The 23,743-nt window shown below is 57.0% G+C and carries 26 protein-coding genes and 1 tRNA gene; 17 read left to right on the top strand and 10 right to left on the bottom strand.

All coding sequences use genetic code 11. From position 1 onward, the window contains the following. The first annotated feature begins 173 nt into the window (after positions 1-173). Both AC1DUR_RS15530 and AC1DUR_RS15525 read left to right on the top strand, forming a co-directional pair. A tRNA-Ser gene (locus AC1DUR_RS15530) sits at positions 174-261 on the top strand. Between the two features lie 371 nt (positions 262-632). Beyond that, positions 633-851: a hypothetical protein gene (locus AC1DUR_RS15525; RefSeq protein WP_477719869.1), complete on the top strand. Its 219-nt coding sequence runs from the start codon at positions 633-635 to the stop codon at positions 849-851. A 463-nt stretch (positions 852-1,314) separates the two neighbouring features. On the opposite strand, the gene pheA is transcribed toward AC1DUR_RS15525, so the two are convergent. The 3 genes from pheA to hpaH are packed head-to-tail and all read right to left on the bottom strand — an operon-like array spanning position 1,315 to position 3,836. Then, on the bottom strand, positions 1,315-2,247 hold the full coding sequence (pheA, locus tag AC1DUR_RS15520; RefSeq protein ID WP_477719868.1) for a prephenate dehydratase: 933 nt from the start codon (positions 2,245-2,247) through the stop codon (positions 1,315-1,317). Positions 2,248-2,263: 16 nt separating this feature from the next. Then, positions 2,264-3,040, bottom strand: a complete 777-nt coding sequence (locus AC1DUR_RS15515; RefSeq protein ID WP_477719867.1) for an aldolase/citrate lyase family protein — start codon at positions 3,038-3,040, stop codon at positions 2,264-2,266. Positions 3,041-3,053: 13 nt separating this feature from the next. After that, the gene (gene hpaH, locus AC1DUR_RS15510) at positions 3,054-3,836 is read right to left on the bottom strand and encodes a 2-oxo-hept-4-ene-1,7-dioate hydratase (protein ID WP_477719866.1); all 783 of its coding nucleotides are present in this window, start codon (positions 3,834-3,836) and stop codon (positions 3,054-3,056) included. Between the two features lie 99 nt (positions 3,837-3,935). Here hpaH and AC1DUR_RS15505 point away from each other — a divergent pair, with 99 nt between their 5' ends. Next, positions 3,936-4,175 carry a hypothetical protein gene (locus AC1DUR_RS15505; protein WP_477719865.1) on the top strand — a complete coding sequence of 80 codons (240 nt, stop codon included), beginning with the start codon at positions 3,936-3,938 and terminating at the stop codon, positions 4,173-4,175. On the opposite strand, the gene AC1DUR_RS15500 is transcribed toward AC1DUR_RS15505, so the two are convergent. Beyond that, entirely contained in the window at positions 4,156-4,680 is a 525-nt protein-coding gene (locus tag AC1DUR_RS15500) for a GlcG/HbpS family heme-binding protein (RefSeq protein ID WP_477719864.1), read from the bottom strand. The two genes, AC1DUR_RS15505 and AC1DUR_RS15500, sit on opposite strands and share 20 nt — an antisense overlap. A gap of 31 nt (positions 4,681-4,711) precedes the next feature. Continuing rightward, on the bottom strand, positions 4,712-5,686 hold the full coding sequence (locus AC1DUR_RS15495; RefSeq protein WP_477719863.1) for a tripartite tricarboxylate transporter substrate binding protein: 975 nt from the start codon (positions 5,684-5,686) through the stop codon (positions 4,712-4,714). Positions 5,687-5,808: 122 nt separating this feature from the next. On the opposite strand from AC1DUR_RS15495, the gene AC1DUR_RS15490 reads away from it, so the two are divergent. The 7 genes from AC1DUR_RS15490 (at position 5,809) to AC1DUR_RS15460 (ending at position 12,133) form a co-directional block, all read left to right on the top strand. Next, complete coding sequence (locus AC1DUR_RS15490) at positions 5,809-6,738, top strand: LysR family transcriptional regulator (protein ID WP_477719862.1); 930 nt, start codon at positions 5,809-5,811, stop codon at positions 6,736-6,738. A 239-nt stretch (positions 6,739-6,977) separates the two neighbouring features. Beyond that, complete coding sequence (locus AC1DUR_RS15485) at positions 6,978-7,943, top strand: ABC transporter substrate-binding protein (protein ID WP_477719861.1); 966 nt, start codon at positions 6,978-6,980, stop codon at positions 7,941-7,943. A 75-nt stretch (positions 7,944-8,018) separates the two neighbouring features. Then, entirely contained in the window at positions 8,019-8,969 is a 951-nt protein-coding gene (locus AC1DUR_RS15480; RefSeq protein WP_477719860.1) for a Bug family tripartite tricarboxylate transporter substrate binding protein, read from the top strand. Positions 8,970-9,015: 46 nt separating this feature from the next. Next, positions 9,016-9,936 (top strand): fumarylacetoacetate hydrolase family protein, encoded by a 921-nt coding sequence (locus AC1DUR_RS15475; protein WP_477719859.1) that lies wholly within the window; start codon positions 9,016-9,018, stop codon positions 9,934-9,936. A 6-nt stretch (positions 9,937-9,942) separates the two neighbouring features. Further along, positions 9,943-10,674: a molybdate ABC transporter substrate-binding protein gene (locus tag AC1DUR_RS15470; RefSeq protein ID WP_477719858.1), complete on the top strand. Its 732-nt coding sequence runs from the start codon at positions 9,943-9,945 to the stop codon at positions 10,672-10,674. A gap of 43 nt (positions 10,675-10,717) precedes the next feature. Next, complete coding sequence (locus AC1DUR_RS15465; protein WP_477719857.1) at positions 10,718-11,593, top strand: alpha/beta fold hydrolase; 876 nt, start codon at positions 10,718-10,720, stop codon at positions 11,591-11,593. Positions 11,594-11,635: 42 nt separating this feature from the next. Further along, entirely contained in the window at positions 11,636-12,133 is a 498-nt protein-coding gene (locus tag AC1DUR_RS15460) for a GlcG/HbpS family heme-binding protein (protein ID WP_477719856.1), read from the top strand. A gap of 64 nt (positions 12,134-12,197) precedes the next feature. Here AC1DUR_RS15460 and AC1DUR_RS15455 read toward each other — a convergent pair whose 3' ends face one another. The 4 genes from AC1DUR_RS15455 to AC1DUR_RS15440 all read right to left on the bottom strand — a co-directional run bounded on the left by AC1DUR_RS15455 (position 12,198) and on the right by AC1DUR_RS15440 (position 15,945). Next, positions 12,198-13,148, bottom strand: a complete 951-nt coding sequence (locus tag AC1DUR_RS15455; RefSeq protein ID WP_477721743.1) for a D-2-hydroxyacid dehydrogenase — start codon at positions 13,146-13,148, stop codon at positions 12,198-12,200. Beyond that, entirely contained in the window at positions 13,145-14,122 is a 978-nt protein-coding gene (locus AC1DUR_RS15450) for a tripartite tricarboxylate transporter substrate binding protein (RefSeq protein ID WP_477721742.1), read from the bottom strand. Before AC1DUR_RS15450 ends, AC1DUR_RS15455 begins: the two co-directional genes overlap by 4 nt. A 6-nt stretch (positions 14,123-14,128) precedes the next feature. Beyond that, positions 14,129-14,890 carry a class II aldolase/adducin family protein gene (locus AC1DUR_RS15445; protein ID WP_477721741.1) on the bottom strand — a complete coding sequence of 254 codons (762 nt, stop codon included), beginning with the start codon at positions 14,888-14,890 and terminating at the stop codon, positions 14,129-14,131. A 131-nt stretch (positions 14,891-15,021) separates the two neighbouring features. Beyond that, positions 15,022-15,945 (bottom strand): LysR family transcriptional regulator, encoded by a 924-nt coding sequence (locus tag AC1DUR_RS15440; protein WP_477721740.1) that lies wholly within the window; start codon positions 15,943-15,945, stop codon positions 15,022-15,024. A gap of 139 nt (positions 15,946-16,084) precedes the next feature. Between AC1DUR_RS15440 and AC1DUR_RS15435 the strand changes: the two genes are divergently transcribed. The 6 genes from AC1DUR_RS15435 to AC1DUR_RS15410 all read left to right on the top strand — a co-directional run bounded on the left by AC1DUR_RS15435 (position 16,085) and on the right by AC1DUR_RS15410 (position 21,043). After that, positions 16,085-16,810, top strand: a complete 726-nt coding sequence (locus AC1DUR_RS15435; RefSeq protein WP_477721739.1) for an RraA family protein — start codon at positions 16,085-16,087, stop codon at positions 16,808-16,810. 11 nt (positions 16,811-16,821) lie between these two features. Then, entirely contained in the window at positions 16,822-17,802 is a 981-nt protein-coding gene (locus AC1DUR_RS15430) for a D-2-hydroxyacid dehydrogenase family protein (RefSeq protein WP_477721738.1), read from the top strand. 28 nt (positions 17,803-17,830) lie between these two features. Continuing rightward, the gene (locus tag AC1DUR_RS15425) at positions 17,831-18,802 is read left to right on the top strand and encodes a Bug family tripartite tricarboxylate transporter substrate binding protein (RefSeq protein WP_477721737.1); all 972 of its coding nucleotides are present in this window, start codon (positions 17,831-17,833) and stop codon (positions 18,800-18,802) included. A 31-nt stretch (positions 18,803-18,833) separates the two neighbouring features. Beyond that, entirely contained in the window at positions 18,834-19,622 is a 789-nt protein-coding gene (locus tag AC1DUR_RS15420; protein ID WP_477721736.1) for an SDR family oxidoreductase, read from the top strand. Positions 19,623-19,662: 40 nt separating this feature from the next. Then, complete coding sequence (locus tag AC1DUR_RS15415; protein WP_477721735.1) at positions 19,663-20,421, top strand: substrate-binding domain-containing protein; 759 nt, start codon at positions 19,663-19,665, stop codon at positions 20,419-20,421. 97 nt (positions 20,422-20,518) lie between these two features. Beyond that, on the top strand, positions 20,519-21,043 hold the full coding sequence (locus AC1DUR_RS15410; protein WP_477721734.1) for a GlcG/HbpS family heme-binding protein: 525 nt from the start codon (positions 20,519-20,521) through the stop codon (positions 21,041-21,043). Between the two features lie 58 nt (positions 21,044-21,101). Here the strand turns inward: AC1DUR_RS15410 and AC1DUR_RS15405 are convergent, their stop codons facing one another. Continuing rightward, positions 21,102-22,631, bottom strand: coding sequence for an MFS transporter (locus tag AC1DUR_RS15405; protein WP_477721733.1), 1,530 nt, complete (start codon positions 22,629-22,631; stop codon positions 21,102-21,104). Between the two features lie 152 nt (positions 22,632-22,783). Here AC1DUR_RS15405 and AC1DUR_RS15400 point away from each other — a divergent pair, with 152 nt between their 5' ends. Continuing rightward, a complete protein-coding gene (locus AC1DUR_RS15400; protein ID WP_477721732.1) occupies positions 22,784-23,680 on the top strand; it encodes a LysR family transcriptional regulator in 897 nt (298 codons plus the stop codon). Positions 23,681-23,743: the final 63 nt, after the last annotated feature.

Genomic DNA, 23,743 nt, shown 5'->3' with positions numbered 1-23,743 from the left:
GGCGGCACCGTCGAGGTGCCGTTGGTGTTGCAGCCCTATATGGGCGGCGTGAAGGTGCTGGCACCCTGACCGTTTGCCGCAGGAAGCAGGTATAGCCCCTCGGGGGCAGCGCAGTACGCGAAGCGACAAGCATGGGGCCCTGCCAGAGCCTGCTAGAATTGCGGCTCGACACAGGAGAGGTGGCAGAGTGGCCGAATGTACCTGACTCGAAATCAGGCGTACCGCAAGGTACCGTGGGTTCGAATCCCACCCTCTCCGCCAGAAATGCATCCAAGAACATCTCAGGACGTATCTAAAATGCCCTGAAAGCCCCGCCAGCCGGGGCTTTTTTGTTTCAGGTCGTCTCGCATCGTCTTTTGACACCTAAGGTTTTTTTTGGGGGCTAAAGCAGGGAAATTCCCCGCCTAAGCCAGAAAGTCCCCCAAAATGGCCTGACAGATACAGCATGCAAGAACGCCAAATACCCTGAGGGCGAGGCCCGAGAGCGCCTACCCGGACTCTGGCGGTTTGTACCTTGTGGTGCCCACCGGTGGCAAGTATGGTGTTCTATTGAAGAACAGCAAGGCACGGGGCGGGACCAGGCAGCTGATCTGTGCGTCCTGTTTCCTTAAAGGTGAAAGGGTGGTGGTTGCATGAATAAATTTGATAGCCTCTTGGCTGATTCGGCGATTGGGAGTTCTTTCTATGTCAGCCCCCATATATTAGGAATGGATGGTGAAGGCTTTCATAAGCTTGTTGAGACTTGGATTGCAGCTGGCGGAGGAGATGGTTTTACTGTTTCCGACGCTGGCAAAGAAAGTGCGAGCGGTGGCCATCAATATGTCATCGTCAAGATCACCCGAACCAAATGAGCTTGGAAAGAAGTGGCACGGACACATCACGAATGTCGCTAAATACGTCGACGATCAACGCGCAAAAGCTATAAAGGCCTTGAGGGATTCAGCCGTTGGTACCGGGGCCAAGTGAAGCCAGCTTTGCTTGTATTGGGTCTTCCGTTGCCGCCACCTGCAGCACCCACTTTGCCCACTCAGCTAATGCTGAAGCAGGACTGTGCCCAGCGAGTCGGAGGATTTCGGCAACATATTCTCGAATCTCCTGAGCATGCTGCCACTTAGCGGCTTCAGCCAGAAGCCGCTCACCTTCTTTTGCCCTATCGTGACGCCGCTCAAACTGTGAAAGCGCAATCGCGTGTTCGCTAGCCTAATTTGGCCTCCCCCGACCTGGAGAACCTGAAAGCACATGTGTTGGCCTTTGTCTGCGCCTTCAGCTTTGCCAAACATCTCGTGGCGTTGAGATGGAAAACGCCCTACCAGATCAATGTTGATCCGTGTCGAAGTAAGAGCCTAGTAACTTCACTTTTGCTCCCTGCCGCTGAAGTTCAGCGAGCACATTCGCCACCTTCTCCTCCAAACGACTACCAACGATATCTATATAGAAGTTGTAGTCCCAAGCCCCCGACTTGACAGGCCGCGACTCAAACCTGGACATCGAGACACCATGTCGAGCGAAAGGCTCAACCACACGGAAAAGAGCGCCCACCTCATTCGGCACCGACACAATAATTGATGTCTTACCCCCGACCCCGAGAGCTTCTGATGCGTTGTCTTTGCGACTTAAAACAAAAAAACGGGTGCGATTACTCGGATCGTCCTGAACGGCATGAAAGGCAGCCAATAGTCCGTATTCCTCAGCCGATCTCAGACCGCCAATCGCAGCAGAGGTTGGGTCCTGGGCAGCAAGCCTTGCTCCTTCCGCATTACTTGACACCGCTTCTCGTATCAAGTGTGGCGCATTCGTGGACAACCATCCATGACACTGCGCAAGTGCCTGTGCGTGTGCGCGAACATGAGTAACACCATGGAGCTGTCCAGATTGCGTTAAAAGATCATGTCGCAGTAACAGCGACAATTCGCCGCATATTTGAAGCTCTGTTTTATACAAAAGATCAAGGGTCCTTGGAACGGCTCCCTCCGTGCTGTTCTCAACAGCTACGACACTGTGGCTAGCCAATCCCGATTCGCACGCTTCGAATATGGCATCCAGCGAAGGTAGCAGCAGGCGTTTGTTACTCGATCCGAAATACAGGATCGCAGCATCTTCACTATAGGTGCCTACAGGCCCCAGGCAAGCGATCAAATTTGCTGCGGCAATTCGCATTTGCCCATGGTAGATGTCCGTTCCCAATGAAACGGCTCTGAGCCGGCCAACGGGTGCGAGCTTGTTGATATCGGATACGTTAATGTTCATGGGGATGGCAGGGGATTCAGCACAGGCTTTCCTGGGTGAATGAATCTCTTAAAAGAGTGGTTTGCGCAGCCAGAATTCCAGCGTCAACGCCTACCGCGGTGAAAGTGGTTCCAAGTTCAATGCATTTCTTGGCCAGGGCTTTGTCGCCCGTCAGAATGCCGGCGGGTTTACCGTGCTTCCTGATGGTGGCAATGGCGGTTTCGATGACTGAAACCACATCAGGGTGTCCGGGCTGTCCCAAAAGTCCCATGCTGGCCGCGAGATCGCCCGGCCCGATGAATACCCCGTCAACACCCTTGACACTGGCGATTGATTCCAGTTGGCTGATGGCTTCGAGTGTTTCGACCTGAACCAGCAAGCACAGTTGCTCGCGGCACTCGGCCGCGTAGTTCCTGACGCGCCCAAATCGGGTAGCCCGGGTCAAAGCCGACACACCCCGGATGCCGCCGGATGGGTATTCAATACTGCGCACGCCCGCTTCAGCTTCTTCAGCGTTCTGGATATAGGGCAGCAGCAAGGTCTGCGCACCAATGTCCAGGTACCGCTTTATCAGTACCGGATCATTCCATGCAGGCCGGACAACGGCAGACACCGGATAAGGTGCGACCGCTTGCAGCTGTGCCAGCACGCCGACAACATCGCTTGGCGAATGCTCCGTATCGATCAGCAGCCAGTCGAACCCGGAGCCTGCAAGCAACTCAATGGCGTAGGGACTGGACAATGTGCACCAAAGCCCGAGCTGTTGCTTACCCTGAAGCAGGGCTTGTTTGAAGTGATTTATTGGCAGTTGCATGACGCGCGACTGCTCAGGAAAATGAGAGGCCGATGGAGCCCAGGGGGCCGAAGTCTGCATGGATGGTGTCACCAGCCTCAACCGCGGTTGGCCGGGTAAATGATCCGGCCAAAAGGATGTGCCCCGCCTCCAGCGTGATGCCGTGTACTGCGAGTTTGTTGGCAAGCCACACAATCCCCATTGCGGGGTGACCCATGACTGCCGCCGAAACGCCGGACTCCTCAATGACACCATTCTTGGACAGCGTGGCGCCTATCCAGCGAAGGTCCACATCCATGGGCCGGACGACCCGGCCACCCGTCACCATGGCAGCTGCCGCGGCATTATCTGCGATGGTGTCGCAAATTTCGCGTGGAACTTCGGTGCGGTAATCAATGATTTCCAGTGCCGGCGTGACATATGCCGTTGCATCGAGAACGTCATAAACGGTGAGGTTCTTGCCGCTGAGCGGTTTGCCCAAAACGAAGGCCAACTCGACCTCCAGCCTCGGCATATGGAATCGTGAAGCGGGAATCTTTGCGCCGTCCGGATAAAGCATGTCATCGAGCAACACACCGTAGTCGGGCTCCGTCATCTTGGATGCCCTCTGCATGGCCTTGGACGTCAGTCCAATTTTGTGGCCGACAACGCGCGCGCCCGCTTTCACACGGGCCGCTGTCCAAAGTTGCTGAATGGCATATGAATCTTCAATCTCCATCTCCGGCCAGGTCTTGCTGACCTGCTGGATGGGCTGACGGTCTTTTTCGGCTTGCAGTAACGCATTTGCGGCGTCCTGACGTTGTTTGGCATTGATCATTGTCTGGCTTTATATGCGTGCGACGAGGCGTCACGACGCCCCGGAGAAAAAAGAGAATTTCAAACTTCCGTTGCAAAGGCGAATTGAAACCACACGCCCTTGCCCGCTTGGTGGCTGCATCGCTCGCTGCTCGAGCAGGACGTCGTCAACATCGTGGCCGACTCTGCCGGCATTGAAGTGAACCGGCACGCCAGGCGCGCCAACACCCACCGGCTCGACGGGGACAAGCTGCTCCCGATGCTGCGGTCGGTGCTGCACGAGCCATCGGCCGGGGATGAAGACGCGCGGCGCGCACAGCCTCAGCTGCCGGGATCGGTGTTCAGAGGGATCGGTCCTTAATGCCGGCCTTGGCGTAAAGCTCGTTCACGTGTTTTTTGACGCTTTCCGGCGTCGTGTCGTCGACTGGCATGTGCGCCCAGCCCACCTTCTCGCGGGCGTACTGGCCTATCTCTTCGTCTTGGGCGCTAGTCGCACCGCTGATGCCGTAGGCGCCAACCATGTCGTTGCCCTTGAACACCGGCGTACAGCCGCCCGAGGCGACTACCTGACCGTTGGTGAAGGCCGATGCGTTTGCCAACATCTGCGGATTGCGCTCCTTGAACCATTGTTGAATGACCAAGCCGTCGCTAAAACGCGGGCTCATCGAGCGGAAAGCCGCAGCGGTGAACGCCTTGGCACGGGCAATATCCGGGGTGATGAAGCCTGCATCGTCCATGCGCTCCAACGCGATCAGGTGCCCCTCGGGCCCAACGATGGCGACGGAAATAGGCACACCCATATCGACAGCTTTCTCGGTTACCGCCGCAATGAATTCGCGGCACTCGGTGGCGTGTAGTTTGGACATTTCTGTATTCCTTTTGAAAAAAAAGCTTGTCTTACTCGGGCTTGATGTCTGCCTGTTTAATGAACTTCGACCACCGCGCCACCTCGTTCTGCAGGAAGCGGGACAGCTCTTCATCGCTGGTTTTGAGCGTGTCGATTGCCTGCGCCTTGTAGATCGCCTGGACCTCGCTTGAATCGAGCGCCGCGTGGGCCGTGGCGCGCAGCTTGCTGATGACACTGGATGGTGTCTGGGCCGGGGCCACCAGTCCCATCCACACAGAGGTGTTAAAACCCTTCAGCCCCAGTTCGTCGAGCGTGTAGAGTTCTGGCGCGCTTGACGTCCTGGTAAGGGTGGTGACGGCCAGCGCTACCAACTTGTTCGCCCGGACGTGCGGCAGCACGGTCGAAGCCGGTGAGAACATGAGCTGCACCTGGCCGCCAAGCAGGTCTGTCACCGCAGGCGTGCTCCCCCTATACGGGACGTGGACCATCTTGACGTTGGCCATGAGCGCGAACTGTTCACCCGACAGATGAGGGGAGGTTCCGACGCCGGATGATGCATAGGTCAGGGAGCCGGGCTTGGCCTTTGCGAGCGCAATGAGCTCGGCAACGCTCGTGACCTTCAGCGAGGGATGAACCACCAGGACATTGGGAACGTTCCCGATCAGCGTGATCGGCTTGAACTCTTTCAATGGGTCAACCGCATTGGCGCCCGGGAACGCGCCGTTGATGATGTTGGCGATCGTGATCGCGAAGAGGGTGTAGCCATCGGGCTTGGCCGTGGCCACTGCCTTGGCGGCGATGTTGCTGCCCCCGCCAGACTTGTTGTCCACGATGAAGGGCTGGCCCAGGCGCCTGGACATCTGCTCTACCAAGGTGCGCACCGCCGCGTCAGTTGCTGTACCTGGAGGAAAACCCACCAGCACCTTCACGGGCGCGCTCGGATAGGCAGACTGCGCTGCGGCCCATGGCGGCAAGGTGCCGACAGCAAGCGCCGGCACGGAGGCGAGAAGTTCACGGCGTTTCATGTCTCTGGTCTTTCTGTTATAGGTACAGATCGGGTCTTTACCGCCCTGCACTGGTAGTGATTAGAAGATCAAAAGGGCTATATTTCAAACGAGACTTTCTAATCAAATGATAGGCTCCGCTCATGAATGTCACTCTTCGCCAGATCCAAGCCTTCGTCCTGGTCGCCCGGCTTGGCAGCTTCACCCGGGCCGCGCAGGCGATGCACCTCACGCAATCGGCTCTCAGCTTGCTTGTGCGCGAATTCGAAGGAGCTATCGAGAGCCGGCTGTTCGACCGGACTACCCGAGCCGTCACCCTGACGGTGGTGGGAAGCGACCTCTTCCCTCGGGCGGAGCGTATCCTCGCTGACCTTGACTCGGCGATTTCAGGTGTGGACAAGCTCATGGCGAGGGAGCGCGGGCGCGTGGTGGTGGCTGCTCCACTGCTTCTGTCCAGCACCTATCTTCCGCCGCTGCTTGCGGCCTTCTTTGCGAAGTACCCGGGCATTGAGGTCGTTCTCCAGGACACGCTGCCCAGCCAGGTTCTGCCGCTGGTGCGTGGCGGTGCGGCCGACGTTGGTATCGGCACATTCGCGTCGGATGAAGTCGACGTCAGGCGTACCTTGCTCTTCTCGGAAGCCATGGTGGCCGCATTCCCCGCTGGGCATGCGTTCAGCCGCCTGCAGCAGTTGACCTGGGCGGACGTCGCGCAGGAGCCGGTGCTCGCATTGAGCCGTGGCAGCGTGTTCCGCGATCTCACCGAAGCCGGCTTCGCGGCTGCCGGGCTGATACTGAAGCCCGCGAGGGAGGCTAACTATGCGGGCTCCCTCATCGGAATGGTCGACGCAGGGCTCGGCGTCGCCATCCTCCCCGGCTACGCAGTGAAGCTGACAGACCCGGCGCGGATCGGCTGGCACCGTGTGGAGAACCCGCTGATCGACCGGGAGGTTTCACTCGTGCAACGAGCAGGCGTTTCGCTCTCCCCGGCGGCACAAGGTTTCGTCGACTTCATGGTGGCGCCGCAGGCATCACAGCATCCGAAATCCAGAAGGCGGCGCCCGGCAGCGTCTTGATCAGATCTTGGTCTTCGCGCATGCACGTCGCCGAAAAATGACCAAAGAAAAAGCACTCTCCGGAGTGCTTTTTTTATTTCTTCCTCTGCCAAATTCAAATGCGCCGGTCAGCTCTTCATTTTCCAGAACGATACCTATCTTGAATCTTGCATGCACTAACTATGCATTAGACAACATGCATTGAGGTTTCTAACATCGCGCAGTCAGTCCACTACTTTGCTTTGCATCTGAGGCCAAAAATGAAACGCCACATCCTTTGCCTACTCTCTGTCTTGTGCGCTTGCATCACCACAGTCGCTCGTCCAGCCGAGAACACGCAAGTCGTCAAGGTAGCACTCGTGTCGCGGACTCTTTTCAATATGCCGGCGTGGGTCGCAGAGCGAAAAGGGCTTTTGAAGATTGATGGCTATGAATTTACTCTGCAGCTCACCCCGAACGCAGAGGACTTGAACTCAAAGCTTCGTTCTGGTGATTACCAGCTTTCAATTTCCCCGCCGGAATCTGTCATTGTTGACTCGTCGAAGGCGCAAAGCAGTGTGCGTATCGTGGGGGGCAACGCTGGAAAGCTGCCTCACTTCATCATCGCAAAGCCGCAGATCCGAACGATGGCCCAGCTTCAGGGCGCTCACTTCGGCGTCTACTCCAATGAAGAAGGAACTACCTACCTCTTGGCGGACATCGCCAGGGCGGCTGGCGTACCGGAAAGTTCGTTCAAAGTAACGGCTGTAGGTGGCGCGCCTGCGCGGTGGGACTTGCTGAAAGCCGGGAAGATCGATGCGGCGCTTCAGCCGTTTCCGCTGAGCTATCAAGCTGAGGCGGCCGGATTCACCAACCTTGGACCGTTGCTTCAGATTGTGCCGGATTGGCAGTTCACCACAGTCAACGCGAATTACCCCTGGGCAAAACAGAATCAGCGGGCAGTGTCGGCATTCTTGCGCGCGATGCGCGATGCCCAGGCCTACATGGTTAGCCATCCCGACGAGGCAGCTCAGATTGCAGCTCAAGAGTTGCGTACAGATTTGGCACTCGCAAAAAGGGCGCTCGCAGAAACCGAGAAGTACCAGATTCTCGACGTCAGCTTGTCAGTTCCTGGGCTAACCCGAGTGTTCCAGGCGCTGAAGGATGCGCGGCAGATCGAGGCGACTCGCAAATTCGATATGCGCGAGTTCGTCGACACGTCTTTCCTTGAGGCGACGCGGCCGTAGTTTTCGAAGTCTTTACCCGTCAGCCTTGCCCGCAGCAGCTATGGGCGGATTCATAAACATAAATAGGAGCCAACATTGAAAAACAATTTTCTATTGACGGGAGTCTTGGCGTGGCTTGTCGCCCTGGTCAGCTTTAGTGCGAACGCCGGCGATACGATCAAGCTCATCGCTTCGGCTACGGCCGGTGGCCCCCAGGATCGGATTGCCCGGACCGTGCTGCCGGGCCTTAGCGCAGCTCTTGGGAAGCCGGTCATTGTGGATTATCGCGGTGGTGCAGGTGGAACCATTGCATCCAACTTTGTTGCCAAGGCGCCGGCAGATGGCGAGACATTGCTAATTACGACGTTCAGCTACGTACTCACGGCAGGTTCGATGTCAAATCTCCCTTATGACCCCCGAAAAGATCTTGAGCCGATTTATTACTTTGGGGAGGCCCAGACCATGCTTGCAGCGCGTCCCTCGCTTCGAGTGAACAATTTGCGAGAGCTCGCAGCGAAAGCCAAGGACGGAAAACTCAGCTATGGTTCAAATGGTGTGGCCGGCACAATGCACCTCGGCGCGGAAATATTCACGCGTGCTGCGCAGGTTTCCATGACCAACATTCCATACCGGGGCGCGGCTCCAGCCCTTATGGACCTGCTCGCTGGAAATGTTGATATTGTCAATGCTGACGTCACACTACTTCAGCCCTATGTGAAGGATGGTCGCCTCCAGGGACTCGCCATCTTCGACACAAAACGCTCTCCGCTGCTGCCAAACGTACCTACCTCAGCTGAGCAAGGCATGCCAGATTTGCAAATGACGACGTGGGTTGGCGTCATGGCTCCCAAAGGCCTTGCTCCTGAGGTGAAGCAAAGGCTCGTGAAGGCCTTTGACGAGGTTGTCAAACAAGCTGATGTTTCAAAGCAATTGGCCAACATCGGCTATGTCAGTCCACGGGATGACGTTGGATTCAAGGCGAAGTTGGATCGTGATTTCGACTTCTGGATTCCCTGGCTGAAAAAATCAGGAATACGGGCAGAGTGAGTGCGTGTACTTCGCTGATGCTTGTGCTGAAACTTTGAGGTAAAAAATGAAACTTGCATACGTCGCAAAACATGGTCGACGCTTCGTTGTCGTGCGGAAGGGAAACCAGTACGTAGATCTGTCGTTGACTGCCATGGGCTGGAATGGTGGATTGACGGAACTTCTGGCGCTTGGCGAGAAGGGCCTGACGGCGGCGAAACATGCCGTTGACGCGGCGCCAGAGGCTGCGTTCGTGGATCCTGAGTCCGTCACGTACCTGCGCCTGAATGAACCAACCTGCATCACCTGTGTAGGCAGCAACTATGCGGAACACATCCGGGAGAGGGGGCGGCCGTTTCCAAAAGAGCCCAGTTGCTTCATCAAGACGTTGTCTGCGTTCTCCGCCCACCAGCAGGCGTTGGAGCGCCCGGCGAACTCAGTTGAGTTGGACTACGAGGTTGAGCTCGCGGTAGTTATCGGTCGCGAAGGCCGATATGTGTCCATCGAAGACGCGTTGAATTATGTCGCGGGATACACGATCATGAACGAAGGATCGGTGCGCGACTTCCAGGGTCGTTACAACAACGTATCGCTCGGTAAAAACTTTCCGAAAAGCGGTGCGTTAGGCCCTGAGCTGGTTACGGCAGACGAACTGCCGGCTGGTGCGGAGGGCCTGCGCATTGGTACGCGCGTCAACGGTGTGACTGTGCAGGACTCAACGACCACTGACCTGGTTTTTGACGTACCCATGCTGATTTCTCTTGTGTCTCACACGGTGGGGCTCCAACCAGGCGACATTATTGCGACGGGTACTCCATCGGGGGTCGGTGCTGCACGAGTACCACCCTTGTGGCTGAAAGCTGGTGACCAGATCGAAATGTATATTGAAGGTGTCGGAACGCTTTCGAATTATGTCGTTGATGCGCCCGAGCCTGTTATCGGCCATCAATATGATCGGGCTGTTTATGCGCCAAAAGTTGCGGAGTGACAACTTATGACGCAAACCCAGCCGGCTCTTTCGACTGAAGTTTCAACTGAGACTGGTCACAACTTGACGGTCATCAGCACCTTGTCTGTCAGGGAAGCGCTTATCGAACTCGTCCCAAAGTTCGAAGAAGACACTGGATACACGGTCGAGATTAGCTATGGAGGAGGATCCGTCCTCTCCAGGCAGCTGTTCAGTGGTACCGAAGCGGATCTGTTCATTGGTCCTGAAGAGTTCTCTGAGCAACTGGCATCAAGAGGCGTATTGATGCAGAGCGGTCGAACAAACTTTGCTCGCTCCAGCAGCGGCATGGGTGTTTCGGTTGATTCTCCCAAGCCTGACATCAGTTCTGGCGAAAAATTTGTCAGGTTATTGCGGGCGGCCCGGTCGGTTTGCTACAGCGCCGGGGTGAGTGGGATTCATTTCGAGAAAGCCCTGGGGCGATACGGCATTGCAGACGCAGTTGCCGCCAAGCGCGTAACGCCTGGTACCGGTGAACTTGTGGGAGATGTTGTTGCGCGCGGAGCGGCCGAAGTGGGAATTCAACAGCTCAGTGAATTGTTGCCTGTTCGCGGCATCCACGTGCTTGGTCTTCCTCCAGAGTTTCAGCACGCCCTGATGTACGGGGGCACTGAGTTTTCAAAGACAAAACAATCAGGCCTTGCACAGGCCTTTCTCCGATTCCTTTGCTCCGACGCTGCGCTCGCCGTACTGCGGACCAGGGGTTTGGAGCCAGTTTGAGTTTGCGTTTGCGTTTGCGTTTGAGTAGTCAATAGGATTAGACATGCCTTTTACAACGATCAATGGAATCAAAGTCAACTACCTGATTAAAGGCAATGGGCCACCCTTGCTCCTCTTCGCGCCTGGCGGTTTCAACTCCGTCATAGGGAAGTGGACTGCGCAGGAAGGTCGAAATGCCTGGAAGGAAATGGACGGACTGGAAACTCTTGCCAGGTATTTCACTCTCATCGCCTACGACCGACGCGAAGCGGGGCTGTCCGGTGGGCGTGTTGAGCCCCTTACTTGGGATCTGTATGTTGAAGAGGCGAAGGGGTTACTCGATTTCGCCGGTGTCAAGTCGGCATATGTGATGGGTGGCTGTATGGGCGCATCACTTGTCGGTGCGTTCGCGGCGCAATATCCGGGTGTTTGCAAGGGATTGCTCCTGCATTGGCCTGTCGGCGGCTACCGATGGATGAAGCGTGGCCATGCGTTGATGAACAGGCACATCGACTTTGTGCTTTCTGAAGGTCTTTCGGCGGTGCCAAAACGCGCAGCGGAGCAGGGAAATTTCTGGGCTGATCCCGAGAGCGGCCCATGGGCTGCCCCTCTTTCCAGAGATTCTGATTTTTCGGCGTCATTTATCCGGCAGGACGTTGACCACTATGTCGAAATCATCGAACGCACCAGGGACGCACTTTTCCCCGATTGCATGCCTTCAGGTGCGACTGCGGATCAGCTGACGGGCATCAATGTTCCTGCGCTGGTCATGTCGGGAAAGGATCATGACCACACCGCGTCATCGGCATGGACGATCCACGAGCTCATGCCGAATTCGGAGTTGTGGGATGTGTTACCCCCGAATCAGACCGGATCAAACACTCTGGATCAGATTTTGCGTTTCACGCAAGGACTTGAGGAGACCTCGGGAGCAGCCTGAGATCGTTTGAATAGCCGAATTAAACCCACTGAAAGGAGACCCATGAAACTACTAAAAATTGCGATCACGGCCCTGGCCGCTGTCTCTGCACTGTCTGCCCATTCACAAACCCTGATAGGTACGCGAACGCTGTCACTGAATGCAGCTCAGGAGCTGGCAACTGCAGCACTCGAGTACTGTCGCAAAGATGGTTTTCGGGTGACTGTTACCGTTCTTGACGGTGCCGGCAGAACTGCGGTGGTTTTGCACGATGACGGAGCTGCCCTGCATACCATTGAACACAGCTTGCGCAAGGCCCATACTGCGTTTGTTTCTCGACAGCCGTCTGGCGAGTATGGAAAGCGTGTTCTAACGAATCCCGCCGGCGCCAGTATTCTTCAACTCGAGAACATGACGTTGGCAGAAGGTGGGATGCCTGTTCTGGCGGGTCGCGACCTGGTCGGTGCTGTTGGCATTTCTGGCGCGCCAGGCGGGGACAAGGATGCTGCCTGTGGACAAGCCGGGATCGAGAAGATCGGGCGCGCGTTGGCAGGTACCTGAGCGGTCTCGCTGCAGCGACTCTTGGACTGCTCCCTGTACGATAGGCAAACCTGACCTATCTCGCTTAGTACCCTCTTACCAGGTCCACAACATTCTGCAATCTTGTGCCATCCGCATATCGGCGTAAGTTGTCGAGGAAGCGTCGAGAGACCCGATCGGCCATACGGTTTTGAGAGCGCCCCGAAAGGTGCATGGACACGTGGGCATTCTTGAGTGTCCAAAGTTCATGCGTTGGGGGTAGAGGCTCGGGCGTGGTCACGTCCAGGAATGCTCCGCCCAAGACACCTTCCCGCAAGGCGATAACAAGAGCCTCCTGATCGATGACATTTCCTCGGGCGACGTTGATGAGCACCGCTGTTGGTTTCATGGAGGCCAACTCGTCCGCACTGATCATTTTTAAAGTTTCGGGCGTTGAGGGAACCGCGAGGATGACCCAGTCGAACTCACCAAGGCGCTTGCGCCATTCGTCAGGGCCAAGCGTATCCGACTCCCCACCACCCGACCTGCGGACCACTGAAACGTCGACGTCTAGTGCCGAGAGCTTTCGCGCGACCAATTGGCCAATCGCGCCATAGCCGATAACCAATGCACGGGTGCCTGCAAGCTCGATCACGCCAGGTGCCTTCGTGAGCCATTCGTGACGTTCTTGAGCGTGTACCACGTCGCGGTACCCCTTTGCGATGGTGAGCATCCCCATGACCACGTACTCGGAGATCGTGATTGCATTGAGTCCGGCGCCATTCGTTACGATGACATTTCTGGTCTGAAGCGTCTGTACTGGAAGCTGGTCCAAACCGACGTACTGGGTGTTAAACCAACGCAGTGAAGTTGCAGCCTGGATAAGCTCCGACATGTCGGCTCTGCTTGGCAAATCCAGCCACCCGATTTCAGAATCCCGGCAAGCTAAAAACCCTTCATCGCGCGACGAAAACCAATTTGGCTCCAACCAGTCCGGTAAGTTGCCCTCAAGTTCCTTCCGAAATTGGGTTGGAAGCACCGCTTTGACTTTTTTCATTCTGGTTTGATGTTGTTTGACTTCACAATGGCATGCCAGCGCTTTTCATCTGCCTCAATCATGCGCGTGGCTTCTTCCGGGGAGCCGCCAATGAGCTGGATGTCTGACTTGGCCAGTAAGGCTCGAATGTCCTCCTGGCGAGCAATCTCTGACAGGAATCGACTCAGCTGCTCGATGACTGGTTGGGGCGTCTTTGCTCCCGCAGCAAAAATCAGCCACACGTTCGCCTCGAAGTCCGAAACACCTGCTTCCGCCATCGTAGGCAGTTCAGGTGCTACCAGCGACCGGCGCGATCCGGTGTATGCAAGTCCTCTGACACGTCCCTGCTGAATAAAGGGGAGGATCACAGATGGCGTGAAGAACACCATTTGAATCTGACCGCTCAGAACATCAGCAATTGCCGCACTACCGCCTTTGTATGGAACATGCACCGAGCTGATTCCGCTCCGGACGTTAAAAAGTTCACCCGCCATGTGCGGTACGGTTCCGATGCCTGGGGATGAAAAGTTCAGACCAGAGGAGCTTTGCCTTGAGTACCGGATAAGCCCGGCGACGTCGCTGGCAGGAACAGAGGGATGGACCGCAAGAATGAGGCCAGTAGTGGCAAACGCTGAGACGGGCTGCAGATCTCGCGTGATTCGATACGACAACTTGGGCTGAATGACTGGATTGATGACCAGCGCTGGATCTGCCAGTACTAGCGTGTAGCCGTCCGCCGGCGCCTGTTTGACCAGATCCATGGCGACGGCGCCGGCCGCGCCAGGCCGGTTGTCAACGACGACAGCTTGTCGCGTTTTATCGGCTAATCTGGAACTGACCGCGCGTGCGACGATGTCGACGATGCCGCCTGGCGCATACGGAACGATGATCCGGATGGGTTTGTTCGGGAATGACTGTGCTGATGATGCAGCGGAAAATGCAATGGCTCCCACAGCACAGAGACATGCGAGAACAGTGGAACGGGTCGTATCCATCGCCCGTTAGCCCCTGTAGGATGGGTCGAGGGCGTCGGCGGCTCGCAAATAGGCTGCCCACTCCTCTTTCTCAACCTTTCGCTGAATGTGTTCATACTGCTGCGCTGTGTGCTCGCAGACTTCGTGGGACGGTATGTTGATTTCACTGCCGCCTTGCTGGAGCATCATTTGAATTTCGCACGATTCAACCAGATAGCGCATTAGCGTCAACGACTCCGATGCGGTTTCCCCTGCAGTAAGAAGACCGTGATTTCTCATGATCAGTGTCTTGTTTCGCGGTCCCAAATCTCTTGAGACACGAGTTGCTTCATCAATATCATTGGCAATACCCTCGAAGTCGTGATACGAAACCCGGTTGTAAAAGACCATCGACCGCTGGTAGAAGGGAAGCAACACCTGTTTTTGTGCAGACATCGCGACCCCCGCATTGGTATGCACGTGCAGCGTGTAATTGATATCCGGCCGGGAGTTAAGTACGGCGGTGTGAATTGTGAAGCCGGCAGCGTTCACATCGGATGACTCGTCCATCGGTGATCCGTCAAGGCGCAACTTCAAAAGATTCGATGCCCGGACTTCTGTGAACAGTAGTGAATGGGGCTTGACGAGAAAGCATTCTTCACCAGGTACGCGTGCCGCGATGTGATTGAAGATATGACTGTCCCAGCCATACTTTACGGCGAGCCGGTAGAGGGCCGCGAGATTGACGCGCGTGGCAGCTTCGCTTGTGCTGATGGCCTTGCTGGTGGGCGCTTGCTGCAGGGTTTCCATTGACTTCGGTGCTCCATTGGTGTTTGGAGCGGCCAGTCTAGGATTTTGTCTTTAGTCCGTCCAATGCATATTGGGGAGGATCACAATTCAATTTTGGTATTGATTCTTCGATGGCCATCGAAGCGGGAATCTCAGCGAGGTTGCCCCAGGTTTGAAGGTGTTAGTTTTTCCACTTTGACAGGATTGGTGCGCTCCACGTCCAGGAAATTCTTCAAGATAGAAGACTCGTCGCCACGGCGCCACGCAAGAAAGAATTCGCTGCTCGCGCGGGTTCCTGTGAGTTTTCGGTACGCCACGTTCAGGATGTGCAGTCTGTGCATCGATTGGGGGACGATGGAGACTCCCGCGCCGGAGGCGACCAGGCCAATGACGGTGGACATGGGATGCGCCTCGAGGGCGATTCGTGGCGTGAACCCGGCAACCTCACACATGCGCATGAGGTGCTCGTAGATGGCGGGCGCCTCATGTCGGTTGAATGACACGAAGTTCTCATTCTCGAGTTCTCGCAGATTTACGGTTGGTTTGGCAGACAGCGGATGGTAAGCAGGCAGCGCTGCAATAAAGGGCTCTTTGAACAGACTCAGTGTTCTCAGGTGAGGGTTGCTGATGGACTGGCGAATAAACCCAACATCAAGGTCGCCTGACAGCAGCATATCTACCTGCTTGGCAACGGTCAGCTGTAGCAACGTGACATCGACCCCCGGGTAAAGCTGGCGAAACCGCCCGACCAGCGCCGGGACGGAGGTGTAAATCGTTGAGCCAACAAATCCAATTTTCAGGGTGCCGGTTTCACCTCGCGCGGCACGCCTGGCAGTCTCCGGTGCAGCAGCAGCTAGCCGAAGAATTCGCCTGGCTTCTGGCAGCAGGCCGAGACCACCTGCCGTAAGCGTCACGGCCTGAGGCGAGCGATCCAATAGCCGCACGTTCAGTTCAGATTCGAGACGTGCAATCTGACGGCTCAGCGGCGGCTGAGAGATGTGCATCCGAAGGGCGGCGCGGCTGAAGTTGAGTTCCTCGGCGACGGCCACAAAGCACGCGAGTTGACGTAGATCCATATCAATACCAATTTTGAATCATGGTGCGTCCAATTATGCATTGGACGGTCGGGTGCGGCATACCTATTATCGAGGCCTGCATCATCAAACGCAGCCACACACGACCATCAAAACGTGATCTCAACATGATGGAAACCCTATGACTACAAAAAAACTCACCGGAAAAATTTCTGCCGACCGAATCCGCCTGATGGAGGTTCCGAGACCTGAAGCCGACCTGATTGAGGGCTTCCGTTCTCTGGGTGACGCCAGCGGCATCCTCTCCGACATCATGGATGAACTCGGCATCACTGGCGTTGCTTCGGCTACCAGATTCGCTCCGACCATCAAAGGCGCCCGAATGGTTGGCCCCGCCTTGACCGTCCGAAACATCGCGTTGCGTCAGCACCCCTATGAAGCGGCTCGTGCGAAAGTCAACAAAATGGCCGAGTTCGAGGCGCATAACCTGGCCCTGCCGGGCGATGTCGTGGTGATCGATGGCGTCGCGGGTGTTTCCAACATGGGGGGCATCTCCGCGCAGACCGGCAAGCGCCAAGGGGAAGTCGGCGCAATCGTCAGCGGTGGCGTCCGTGACGTTGCGCACTCCAGAAGCGTCGACTACCCGGTCTGGGCTACTGAAGTGACCCCGGTGACCGGCAAATGGCGTATCGAGACCGTGGAAATCAACGGTGATATCAACATCGACGGCATCCGCGTCTCTCCAGGTGACATCGTTCTGGCGGACGAAACAGGTGTGTGCTTCGTTCCACGGGAAAGAGCGCGGGAAGTTCTCGAGCTGGCCCGCAAAAAGCATGCTGCCGAAGAGCGCAAATGCCGCCTTATCGATGAAGGCATGCCCGTGGCTGACCTGCCCAGTAACGCTTGAAAGCTACAGCCATGAGAATCGCTGTACTCGACGATTATGCGGATACCGTTCGCAAACTTGACGCATTCCAGCTGTTGAATGGTCACGAAGTAACTGTCTACACGGATTACGTCGGTGATGTAGAAACGCTGGCGCAATGCCTGCAGGACATTGAAGCCCTTGTACTGCTAAGGGAGAGAACAGTCGTTGGGGAAGAACTGCTCCAGCGCCTCCCCAAGCTCAAGATCATCAGCCAAAACGGGCATGTTCCGCACATCGATCTGAAAGCCTGCACTCGCCATGGCGTGCTGGTGAGTGCGACGCTGACAGACAAACCGTCTTACGCGGCTGCGGAGCTGACCTGGGGCTTGATGATCGCGGCGATGCGTCATATACCCTTTGAGGTAGAGGCCCTCAAGAAAGGTCAATGGCAATCGACTATTGGCCTGGGCCTCAGGGGGCGAACGCTCGGCATCCTTGGATACGGACGTATTGGCAAGGTCCTTGCGCGATACGCGGTGGCTTTTGAGATGAAGGTCCTGGTCTGGGGTCGGGGCGGCAGCCTCCAGTCAGCGAAAGATGACGGCCTGCAAGTGGCATCCAGCCGAACCGATTTCTTCCAGCGCGCTGACGTTCTCTCGTTGCATGTCCGGCTCAATGCCGAAACAAGGGGGAGCGTCACAGCAGAAGACCTCGCGCAGATGAAGCCCACCGCGCTGCTTGTGAACACCAGTCGCGCTGAGCTCATTGCCCCGGGCGTCCTGGCTACCGCGCTCAAGAGTGGACGTCCAGGTATGGCCGCTATCGATGTCTTCGAGAAGGAGCCCGTGTTTGGCGCGAACGACCCTCTTTTGACGCTTCCGAATGCAATATGTACGCCGCACATTGGTTACGTCGAGAAGGATAACCACGAGTTCGCCTACGGAAACGCATTCCGACAAATATTGGCGTATATCGAGGGGGTTCCTATTGCTGTGCACAACCCCGAGGTCGAACGCGCCGCGTCGGTCTAATCCCATTAATCCCACTCGCATTAAAGACATGAAAATTTCGAAATTTCTTGCGATCGCCACGATGGTCGTCTTCGGTGTGATTGCTGGTCAAGCAAGTGCTCAGGGGGCCTTTCCCAACAAGGTCATCAAGATCGTTGTCCCGTTTACTCCCGGTGGTAGCCCTGACCTGCTTGCGCGAACGGTCGGGCAAAAGCTGCAGGAGATGTGGGGTCAACCGGTCGTTGTTGAGAACCTCGCCGGTGCGGGTGGAGCCATCGGCGCGCAGGCGGTTGCGCATGCCCCAGCCGATGGATACACCTGGCTGGTCGCTCCCAACAGCGTTCTCGTCTTTTCGCCGCTGCTGCAGAAGCTATCGTATGACCCTGTGAAAAGCTTCACTCCCCTGGGTCTTGCCATCTCAGTGCAAAACCTGCTTGTCGTTCACCAATCGCTCCAAGTCAAGAACGTTCAAGAGCTGGTTGCCATGGCCAAGGCGCAACCGGGTCGTCTGACCTATGCATCAGCGGGCATGGGGTCGCCACAGAACTTCTCCACGGAGTTGTTGAAGAGCATGGCGGGTCTGGACATTGTCCATGTGCCCTACAAAGGCGCGCAGGCAGCACTACCTGACGTTCTCGGTGGACTCGTACCCATATTCATTGGTCAAGCCAATTCACTGCTCCCGCACATTGAGTCTGGAAAGCTACGCCTTCTGGCGGGAACTGGTATCAAGCGGTATGCGGCGCTGCCTAACGTGCCAACTGTCGCAGAAACCATACCTGGGTTTTCGGTCGACATCTGGTCAGGCTTCGTGATGCCGGCCAACACACCCAAGCCAATTGTGGATAAGGCAAACGCCGCAATCCGGCGAATCTTGGCTATGCCTGACGTGCAAGCCATATTCGCCAAGCAGGGCGTTGAAGTGAACTCGAGTTCTCCGGAGCAAATGGCGAGTGTGCTTCGCGCCGACCTTGCTCGCTGGGGAAAAGTCGTCAAAGATGCAAATATCAAGGCAGAGTGAACTTCTGTCCGGAATAAAGAAAAGGTAATCCATGGAACTGAATCTTCGCGACAAAATAGTCGTCATCACTGGTGGAAGCAAAGGCATAGGACTCGCGTGCGCGCGTGCCTTCGGCCTTGAAGGCGCACGTGTCGCTATTGTTTCGCGCAGTGAAGAAAACCTGGCGGCAGCTGTCGCCACGCTGGCTAAAAATGGCGTCCAGGTGCGCCCAGTTGTCGCCGACCTCGCAGACCCTCAAAGTGCGCTCGCTGCCGTGGCGGAAATTGAAACAATCCTCGGTCCCGTTGACGTGCTGATCAATTCTGCAGGGGGGGCAAAGCGAGTCATCCCCTCGGAGCTCAACGCACAGGCCTGGCGCGCAGCAATGGATGCAAAATATTTCACTTACATCCACGCAATGGATGCTGTGATGAAGTCGATGGTTAGTCGAAAGAAGGGCGCAATCGTCAACATTATTGGCACAGGCGGCAAGGTCGCCAGCGCCATGCATCTGCCCGGCGGAGCTGCTAATGCAGCGCTCATGCTCGTATCTGCAGGACTGGCCAATGCGTGGGGTAGTCACGGGATCCGTGTCAACGCCATCAATCCTGGTGCCACCTACACAGACCGGGTCCAGATGTCTCTGGAAGCGGAATCTCGTCTCACAGGAAAGTCCCAGGAGGACCTGCTCAAGGCCAATGAAGCGCGCATTCCGTTGGGACGATATGCGCGTCCTGAAGAAATCGCAAATACGGCACTCTTTCTTGCGTCTGACTGCGCAAGCTATGTTACGGGCGCACTGGTCACGATGGATGGAGCGTTGACGCCAATGGTTGTTTGAGGCAGTTCACCAGACTTGGCTGATCGGATCACCACTTTTAATGAACATGCGGAAGGCAAGACCCAAAGTGGGTAGTCAAAAAAGAAAAAGCCAGACCGGGTCTCGAGCTGGTCCTCCTGGGGCGTTGGTAGTTCTCAGCACGCTGTCGGCCAAGGAGGCGCTCATCGAAATCATCCCGCGATTCTTGAGTGAAACCGGCTTGACCGTAAATATCACCTATGTCGGCGCATCGATCCTGTCTCAAAGGGAGATGACTGGCCTGGAAGCAGACATCTTCATAGGCCCAGAAGAGTTGTCGGACCGGCTTATTGAATCAAACACATTAACCAGTCAATCACGATCGAATTTTGCAACGTCACGCAGTGGTGCTGCCTTTGCATTGCACTCACCCAGACCAGATATTGGTACCGCGAAGAAACTGATTGAAGTCCTGCTGGATCTGCCAACGATCTCATATAGCGCAGGCTCCAGCGGTATCCACTTTGTGAAGGTGCTCGAACGATACGGAGTCGCAGAACCCATCCTTGCAAAACGAATTGCACCTGCTCCGGGTGAACCGGTCGCCTCGATTGTCGCCAGAGGCGATGCAGCCATAGGGATTCAACAAATTAGTGAGCTGCTGCCGATACCGGGAATTCAGGTTCTTGACCTTCCACCGGAGTTTGAAAAAACCATGACTTACAGCGCAGCCATGTTTTCCAGATCGAAGCGCAAGCAAGGTTTACAAGCGCTGATTGATTTTCTGCATACCAGCGAGTCCAGGAAGACTCTTGGAGAAAAGGGTTTGCATCCCGTTTAATGTTTTTTGTCGTTCCCAGTCAACCGGTTAAGGCGACGGCGTGGTGATGACAAGCGCCCAATAAATATTTTCATATTGAAGTAAAGCAAACTCCCACATGGCCAAACTATTGATTTCCGAATGCCGAAAGTTTATGCAAATTGTCTCGGAGCGCGCAGCCGAACTTGGAGTAGATGTAGCTGTTGCAGTTGTCGGCCCTGAAGGGCACCTGATCGCACTCGAACGCATGGACAAGGCCGGGTTTATCACGCCAGACGCTGCGCGCGCCAAGGCGTTCACTGTTGCCGCATTTAGGTCCATGAGTCCACGTTTTGCTGACGGGCGAGTGATTCAAAAATGGTTCAAAGAGCGAAATCCACAAATGCTGGTCAACGCATCCGTCTTCACCAACGGTCAAGTATTCGCCTCTGGTGGGTCAGCGCCAGTCTTTATCGGAGACGAGTTGGTGGGTGCGTACGGCATCAGCGGCTCTACTGGTGATACCGACGAAGAACTGGGGTCTTACGCGCGCGATGCGCTCGGATGGCGTCATGCGCCCGAAAATGACACGACGCCAGAACATGTGAAGCAACATGTGAACGACATCTACACGCAAGTTGGCTTGAGCGATCGTGCGTTATAGACTCCTGCAATGAAATCGGCGTGGACCTTGATCAGCAAAGCCTTCAAGCGCCGCAAGGTCATCCCGAATCTCTCTTGTTCGCCTGCAACGCTGCTCCTGGAGCAAGTGCTCGATTGCGCCATGTGCGGCGGTAAGTTCCAACCGCGATGGCGAGCGCGACGACGATCAGAATTGCCGCGACTGCGAACGTGATCTGCATACCTCTGGTAACAGCCTCGGGACGCGCCGTTGTGATGTCGGTCGTTGCCGATGCGAGTGCGAACACCGCACCCATCACGGACGCACCGGTGATGAGCCCGAGATTGCGCGACAGGCTGAGCATGCCGGAAATGACGCCTCGCTGGTCCGAGCGGACATCCGTCATGACGGCGGTGTTGTTGGCCGTCATGAACAGCGCATAGCCGACGGTGATGACGACCATGGGAGCGATATAGCCAGCGATACCGGGGATGCCGGGCGTTGCCGGCACGATGGATAGCGCGAAGGAGCCGGCCGCTACGGCGATGAGCCCAACGATGGTCATGCGTTGTGCGCCAAAACGGTCCGCCATGCGACCAGCTGGCACACCGGACAGCGCGGCGGCAAGCGGGCCAACTGACAAGACGAGTCCGACAAGCGCCGCGTTGAGCCCGAGCGCGCGGGAGAGATAGAACGGCCCGACCACCAGCGTTGCCATCATCACCGTCGAGACGAGCGCGCTCATGGCGAGGCTTGCACTTAAGCCTGGATCGCGGAATATTGCCAATCGGATCAAAGGGGATGCGGCTCTCGCCTCGGCGCGCACGAAGAGCCCGACGCCCAGGGCAGCCGCCAACAGCAGCGCCATGTTGAGCGGACCAAAACTGCCGCGCCCGTCTTGATGACGAATGGTCATGGCGAGTGCATAAGCCGCGAGCGTCAGAGCCAGCAGCAGCGTGCCCACATGGTCGAAACCGACGCTGCCAGTCTTCGGCCCCCGGCGATCAGCGGGCAGGTAGCGATGCGCGAGAAGAAAAGTCAGGATACCCAGCGGTACGTTGACGAGGAAGATGGCCTGCCAGCCGAGTCCGGCGATCAGAACGCCGCCAAGCGATGGTCCGAGAGCGGTGCCAATCGCGGACATCGTTCCGAGCAGGCCCATGGCGCTGCCGGTCTTTGCCTTGGTAACCGTCTCACCGATAAACGCCATGGTGAGGGCCATCATGACGGCTGCTCCGAGGCCCTGTGCCGCCCGGGCGGCAATCAGCAGCCAGAGCGTGGGCGCGATGCCGCACAGGACCGAGGCCACCGTAAACAGGAAGATGCCGGCCAGCAGCAGCCGCCTCCGGCCGATGATGTCACCGAGCCGTCCGACGCTGACGATCAGGGTGGTGATGGCGAGGAGATACGCGAGGACGACCCACTGGACTTCCTGGAAGGAGGCGTTGAACGCCTGTGCCAAGGTCGGCAAGCCCACATTGGCGATGCTGGTGCCGAGCGAGGACAGCAACATGGACAGCGAAAGGCTGGCGAGCGCCCACTGAACTGAAGGTGTCCGCTCCGAATTTTCACTTTTGCTTTCACTTCCGGCGACTGCCTCATCCCGTTCTGCAATGATTGACTTCAACATGAACTCCGCTTTTTGCTCCGTTTACTGGCGACTCCGAAATGGAGCTGATATGCAAGCGTAGTTCTTTGCCTGACATAGCGGAAGGCGCACCATTTACACTTTATTCGTGCGTTTGACGCCATGTCACGGTCAAACTGCGCTATGGTCGATGCATGGCGACACCCGATTTCAACTTGCTGGTCACGCTCGATGTGCTGCTCGCGGAAGGCAGCGTTGCGCGCGCGGCCCGGCGCTTGCGGCTCAGCCCATCGGCGATGAGCCGGGCGCTGGCCCGGTTGCGCGAGACCACGGGCGATCCGCTGCTGGTCAGGGCTGGGCGCGGCCTCGTTCCCACGCCCCGGGCGATAGCACTGCGCGAGCAGGTCGGCCAGCTCGTGCAGGACGCGGAAGCGGTTCTGCGCCCCGTGGAGAGGCTCAAGCTCAAAAAGCTGGTCCGAACCTTCACGCTGCGGACCCGCGAAGGCTTTGTGGAGAACTTCGGGCCGGACCTCATTGCCCGCGTCGGCCAGGAAGCGCCCGGCGTGCGGCTGTGCTTCGTGCAGAAGCTCGACAAAGACAGCACGCCGCTTCGCGACGGGACCGTCGATCTGGAAACCGGCGTGGTGGGCAGGGCGACGGCTCCGGAGCTGCGCGTGCAGGCCTTATTCCGGGACCGCTTTATTGGCGTCGTGCGAGCGGGGCACCCGCTGAGCCAGGGCGAGATCACGCCGGCCCGTTATGCGGCCGGCAGGCACATCGGTGTCTCGCGGCGGGGTCTTGGCGCGGAGCCGGTGGATGAAGCCTTGGCGCCGCTCGGGCTGCAAAGGGAGATCGCCACCATCGTCGGTGGTTTTGCGGCCGCGCTGGCGCTCGCCCGGGCCTCCGACCTGATCGCCACCGTTCCCGAACGACACACCGGAAACCTGCGCGCCGGAATGCACAGTTTTCCTCTTCCGGTCGCCACGCCGGAGATCACGGTGTCATTGCTCTGGCACCCGCGGCTGGATGCCGATCCGGCGCACCGTTGGCTGCGCGGGTGTGTTCGGGACGTCTGCGCGGACATCCGCTGAATGGAAAGGTATGGAAGTGCGGAGAACCCGCTTGCACCCACTCGGCCATGAAGCCGACTACCC

Source organism: Polaromonas sp. P4_F4 (assembly GCF_056401355.1).
The sequence above is the reverse complement of the archived record's forward strand: the minus strand, read 5'-3'. Positions and strand labels throughout refer to the sequence as shown.

Coding starts and splice junctions, on each gene's coding strand:
- AC1DUR_RS15525 (WP_477719869.1), top strand. CDS start 633: ATGAATAAATTTGATAGCCTCTTGGCTGATTCGGCGATTGGGAGTTCT.
- pheA (WP_477719868.1), bottom strand. CDS start 2,247: ATGAACATTAACGTATCCGATATCAACAAGCTCGCACCCGTTGGCCGG.
- AC1DUR_RS15515 (WP_477719867.1), bottom strand. CDS start 3,040: ATGCAACTGCCAATAAATCACTTCAAACAAGCCCTGCTTCAGGGTAAG.
- hpaH (WP_477719866.1), bottom strand. CDS start 3,836: ATGATCAATGCCAAACAACGTCAGGACGCCGCAAATGCGTTACTGCAA.
- AC1DUR_RS15500 (WP_477719864.1), bottom strand. CDS start 4,680: ATGTCCAAACTACACGCCACCGAGTGCCGCGAATTCATTGCGGCGGTA.
- AC1DUR_RS15495 (WP_477719863.1), bottom strand. CDS start 5,686: ATGAAACGCCGTGAACTTCTCGCCTCCGTGCCGGCGCTTGCTGTCGGC.
- AC1DUR_RS15490 (WP_477719862.1), top strand. CDS start 5,809: ATGAATGTCACTCTTCGCCAGATCCAAGCCTTCGTCCTGGTCGCCCGG.
- AC1DUR_RS15485 (WP_477719861.1), top strand. CDS start 6,978: ATGAAACGCCACATCCTTTGCCTACTCTCTGTCTTGTGCGCTTGCATC.
- AC1DUR_RS15475 (WP_477719859.1), top strand. CDS start 9,016: ATGAAACTTGCATACGTCGCAAAACATGGTCGACGCTTCGTTGTCGTG.
- AC1DUR_RS15470 (WP_477719858.1), top strand. CDS start 9,943: ATGACGCAAACCCAGCCGGCTCTTTCGACTGAAGTTTCAACTGAGACT.
- AC1DUR_RS15465 (WP_477719857.1), top strand. CDS start 10,718: ATGCCTTTTACAACGATCAATGGAATCAAAGTCAACTACCTGATTAAA.
- AC1DUR_RS15460 (WP_477719856.1), top strand. CDS start 11,636: ATGAAACTACTAAAAATTGCGATCACGGCCCTGGCCGCTGTCTCTGCA.
- AC1DUR_RS15455 (WP_477721743.1), bottom strand. CDS start 13,148: ATGAAAAAAGTCAAAGCGGTGCTTCCAACCCAATTTCGGAAGGAACTT.
- AC1DUR_RS15450 (WP_477721742.1), bottom strand. CDS start 14,122: ATGGATACGACCCGTTCCACTGTTCTCGCATGTCTCTGTGCTGTGGGA.
- AC1DUR_RS15445 (WP_477721741.1), bottom strand. CDS start 14,890: ATGGAAACCCTGCAGCAAGCGCCCACCAGCAAGGCCATCAGCACAAGC.
- AC1DUR_RS15440 (WP_477721740.1), bottom strand. CDS start 15,945: ATGGATCTACGTCAACTCGCGTGCTTTGTGGCCGTCGCCGAGGAACTC.
- AC1DUR_RS15435 (WP_477721739.1), top strand. CDS start 16,085: ATGACTACAAAAAAACTCACCGGAAAAATTTCTGCCGACCGAATCCGC.
- AC1DUR_RS15430 (WP_477721738.1), top strand. CDS start 16,822: ATGAGAATCGCTGTACTCGACGATTATGCGGATACCGTTCGCAAACTT.
- AC1DUR_RS15425 (WP_477721737.1), top strand. CDS start 17,831: ATGAAAATTTCGAAATTTCTTGCGATCGCCACGATGGTCGTCTTCGGT.
- AC1DUR_RS15420 (WP_477721736.1), top strand. CDS start 18,834: ATGGAACTGAATCTTCGCGACAAAATAGTCGTCATCACTGGTGGAAGC.
- AC1DUR_RS15415 (WP_477721735.1), top strand. CDS start 19,663: ATGAACATGCGGAAGGCAAGACCCAAAGTGGGTAGTCAAAAAAGAAAA.
- AC1DUR_RS15410 (WP_477721734.1), top strand. CDS start 20,519: ATGGCCAAACTATTGATTTCCGAATGCCGAAAGTTTATGCAAATTGTC.
- AC1DUR_RS15405 (WP_477721733.1), bottom strand. CDS start 22,631: ATGTTGAAGTCAATCATTGCAGAACGGGATGAGGCAGTCGCCGGAAGT.
- AC1DUR_RS15400 (WP_477721732.1), top strand. CDS start 22,784: ATGGCGACACCCGATTTCAACTTGCTGGTCACGCTCGATGTGCTGCTC.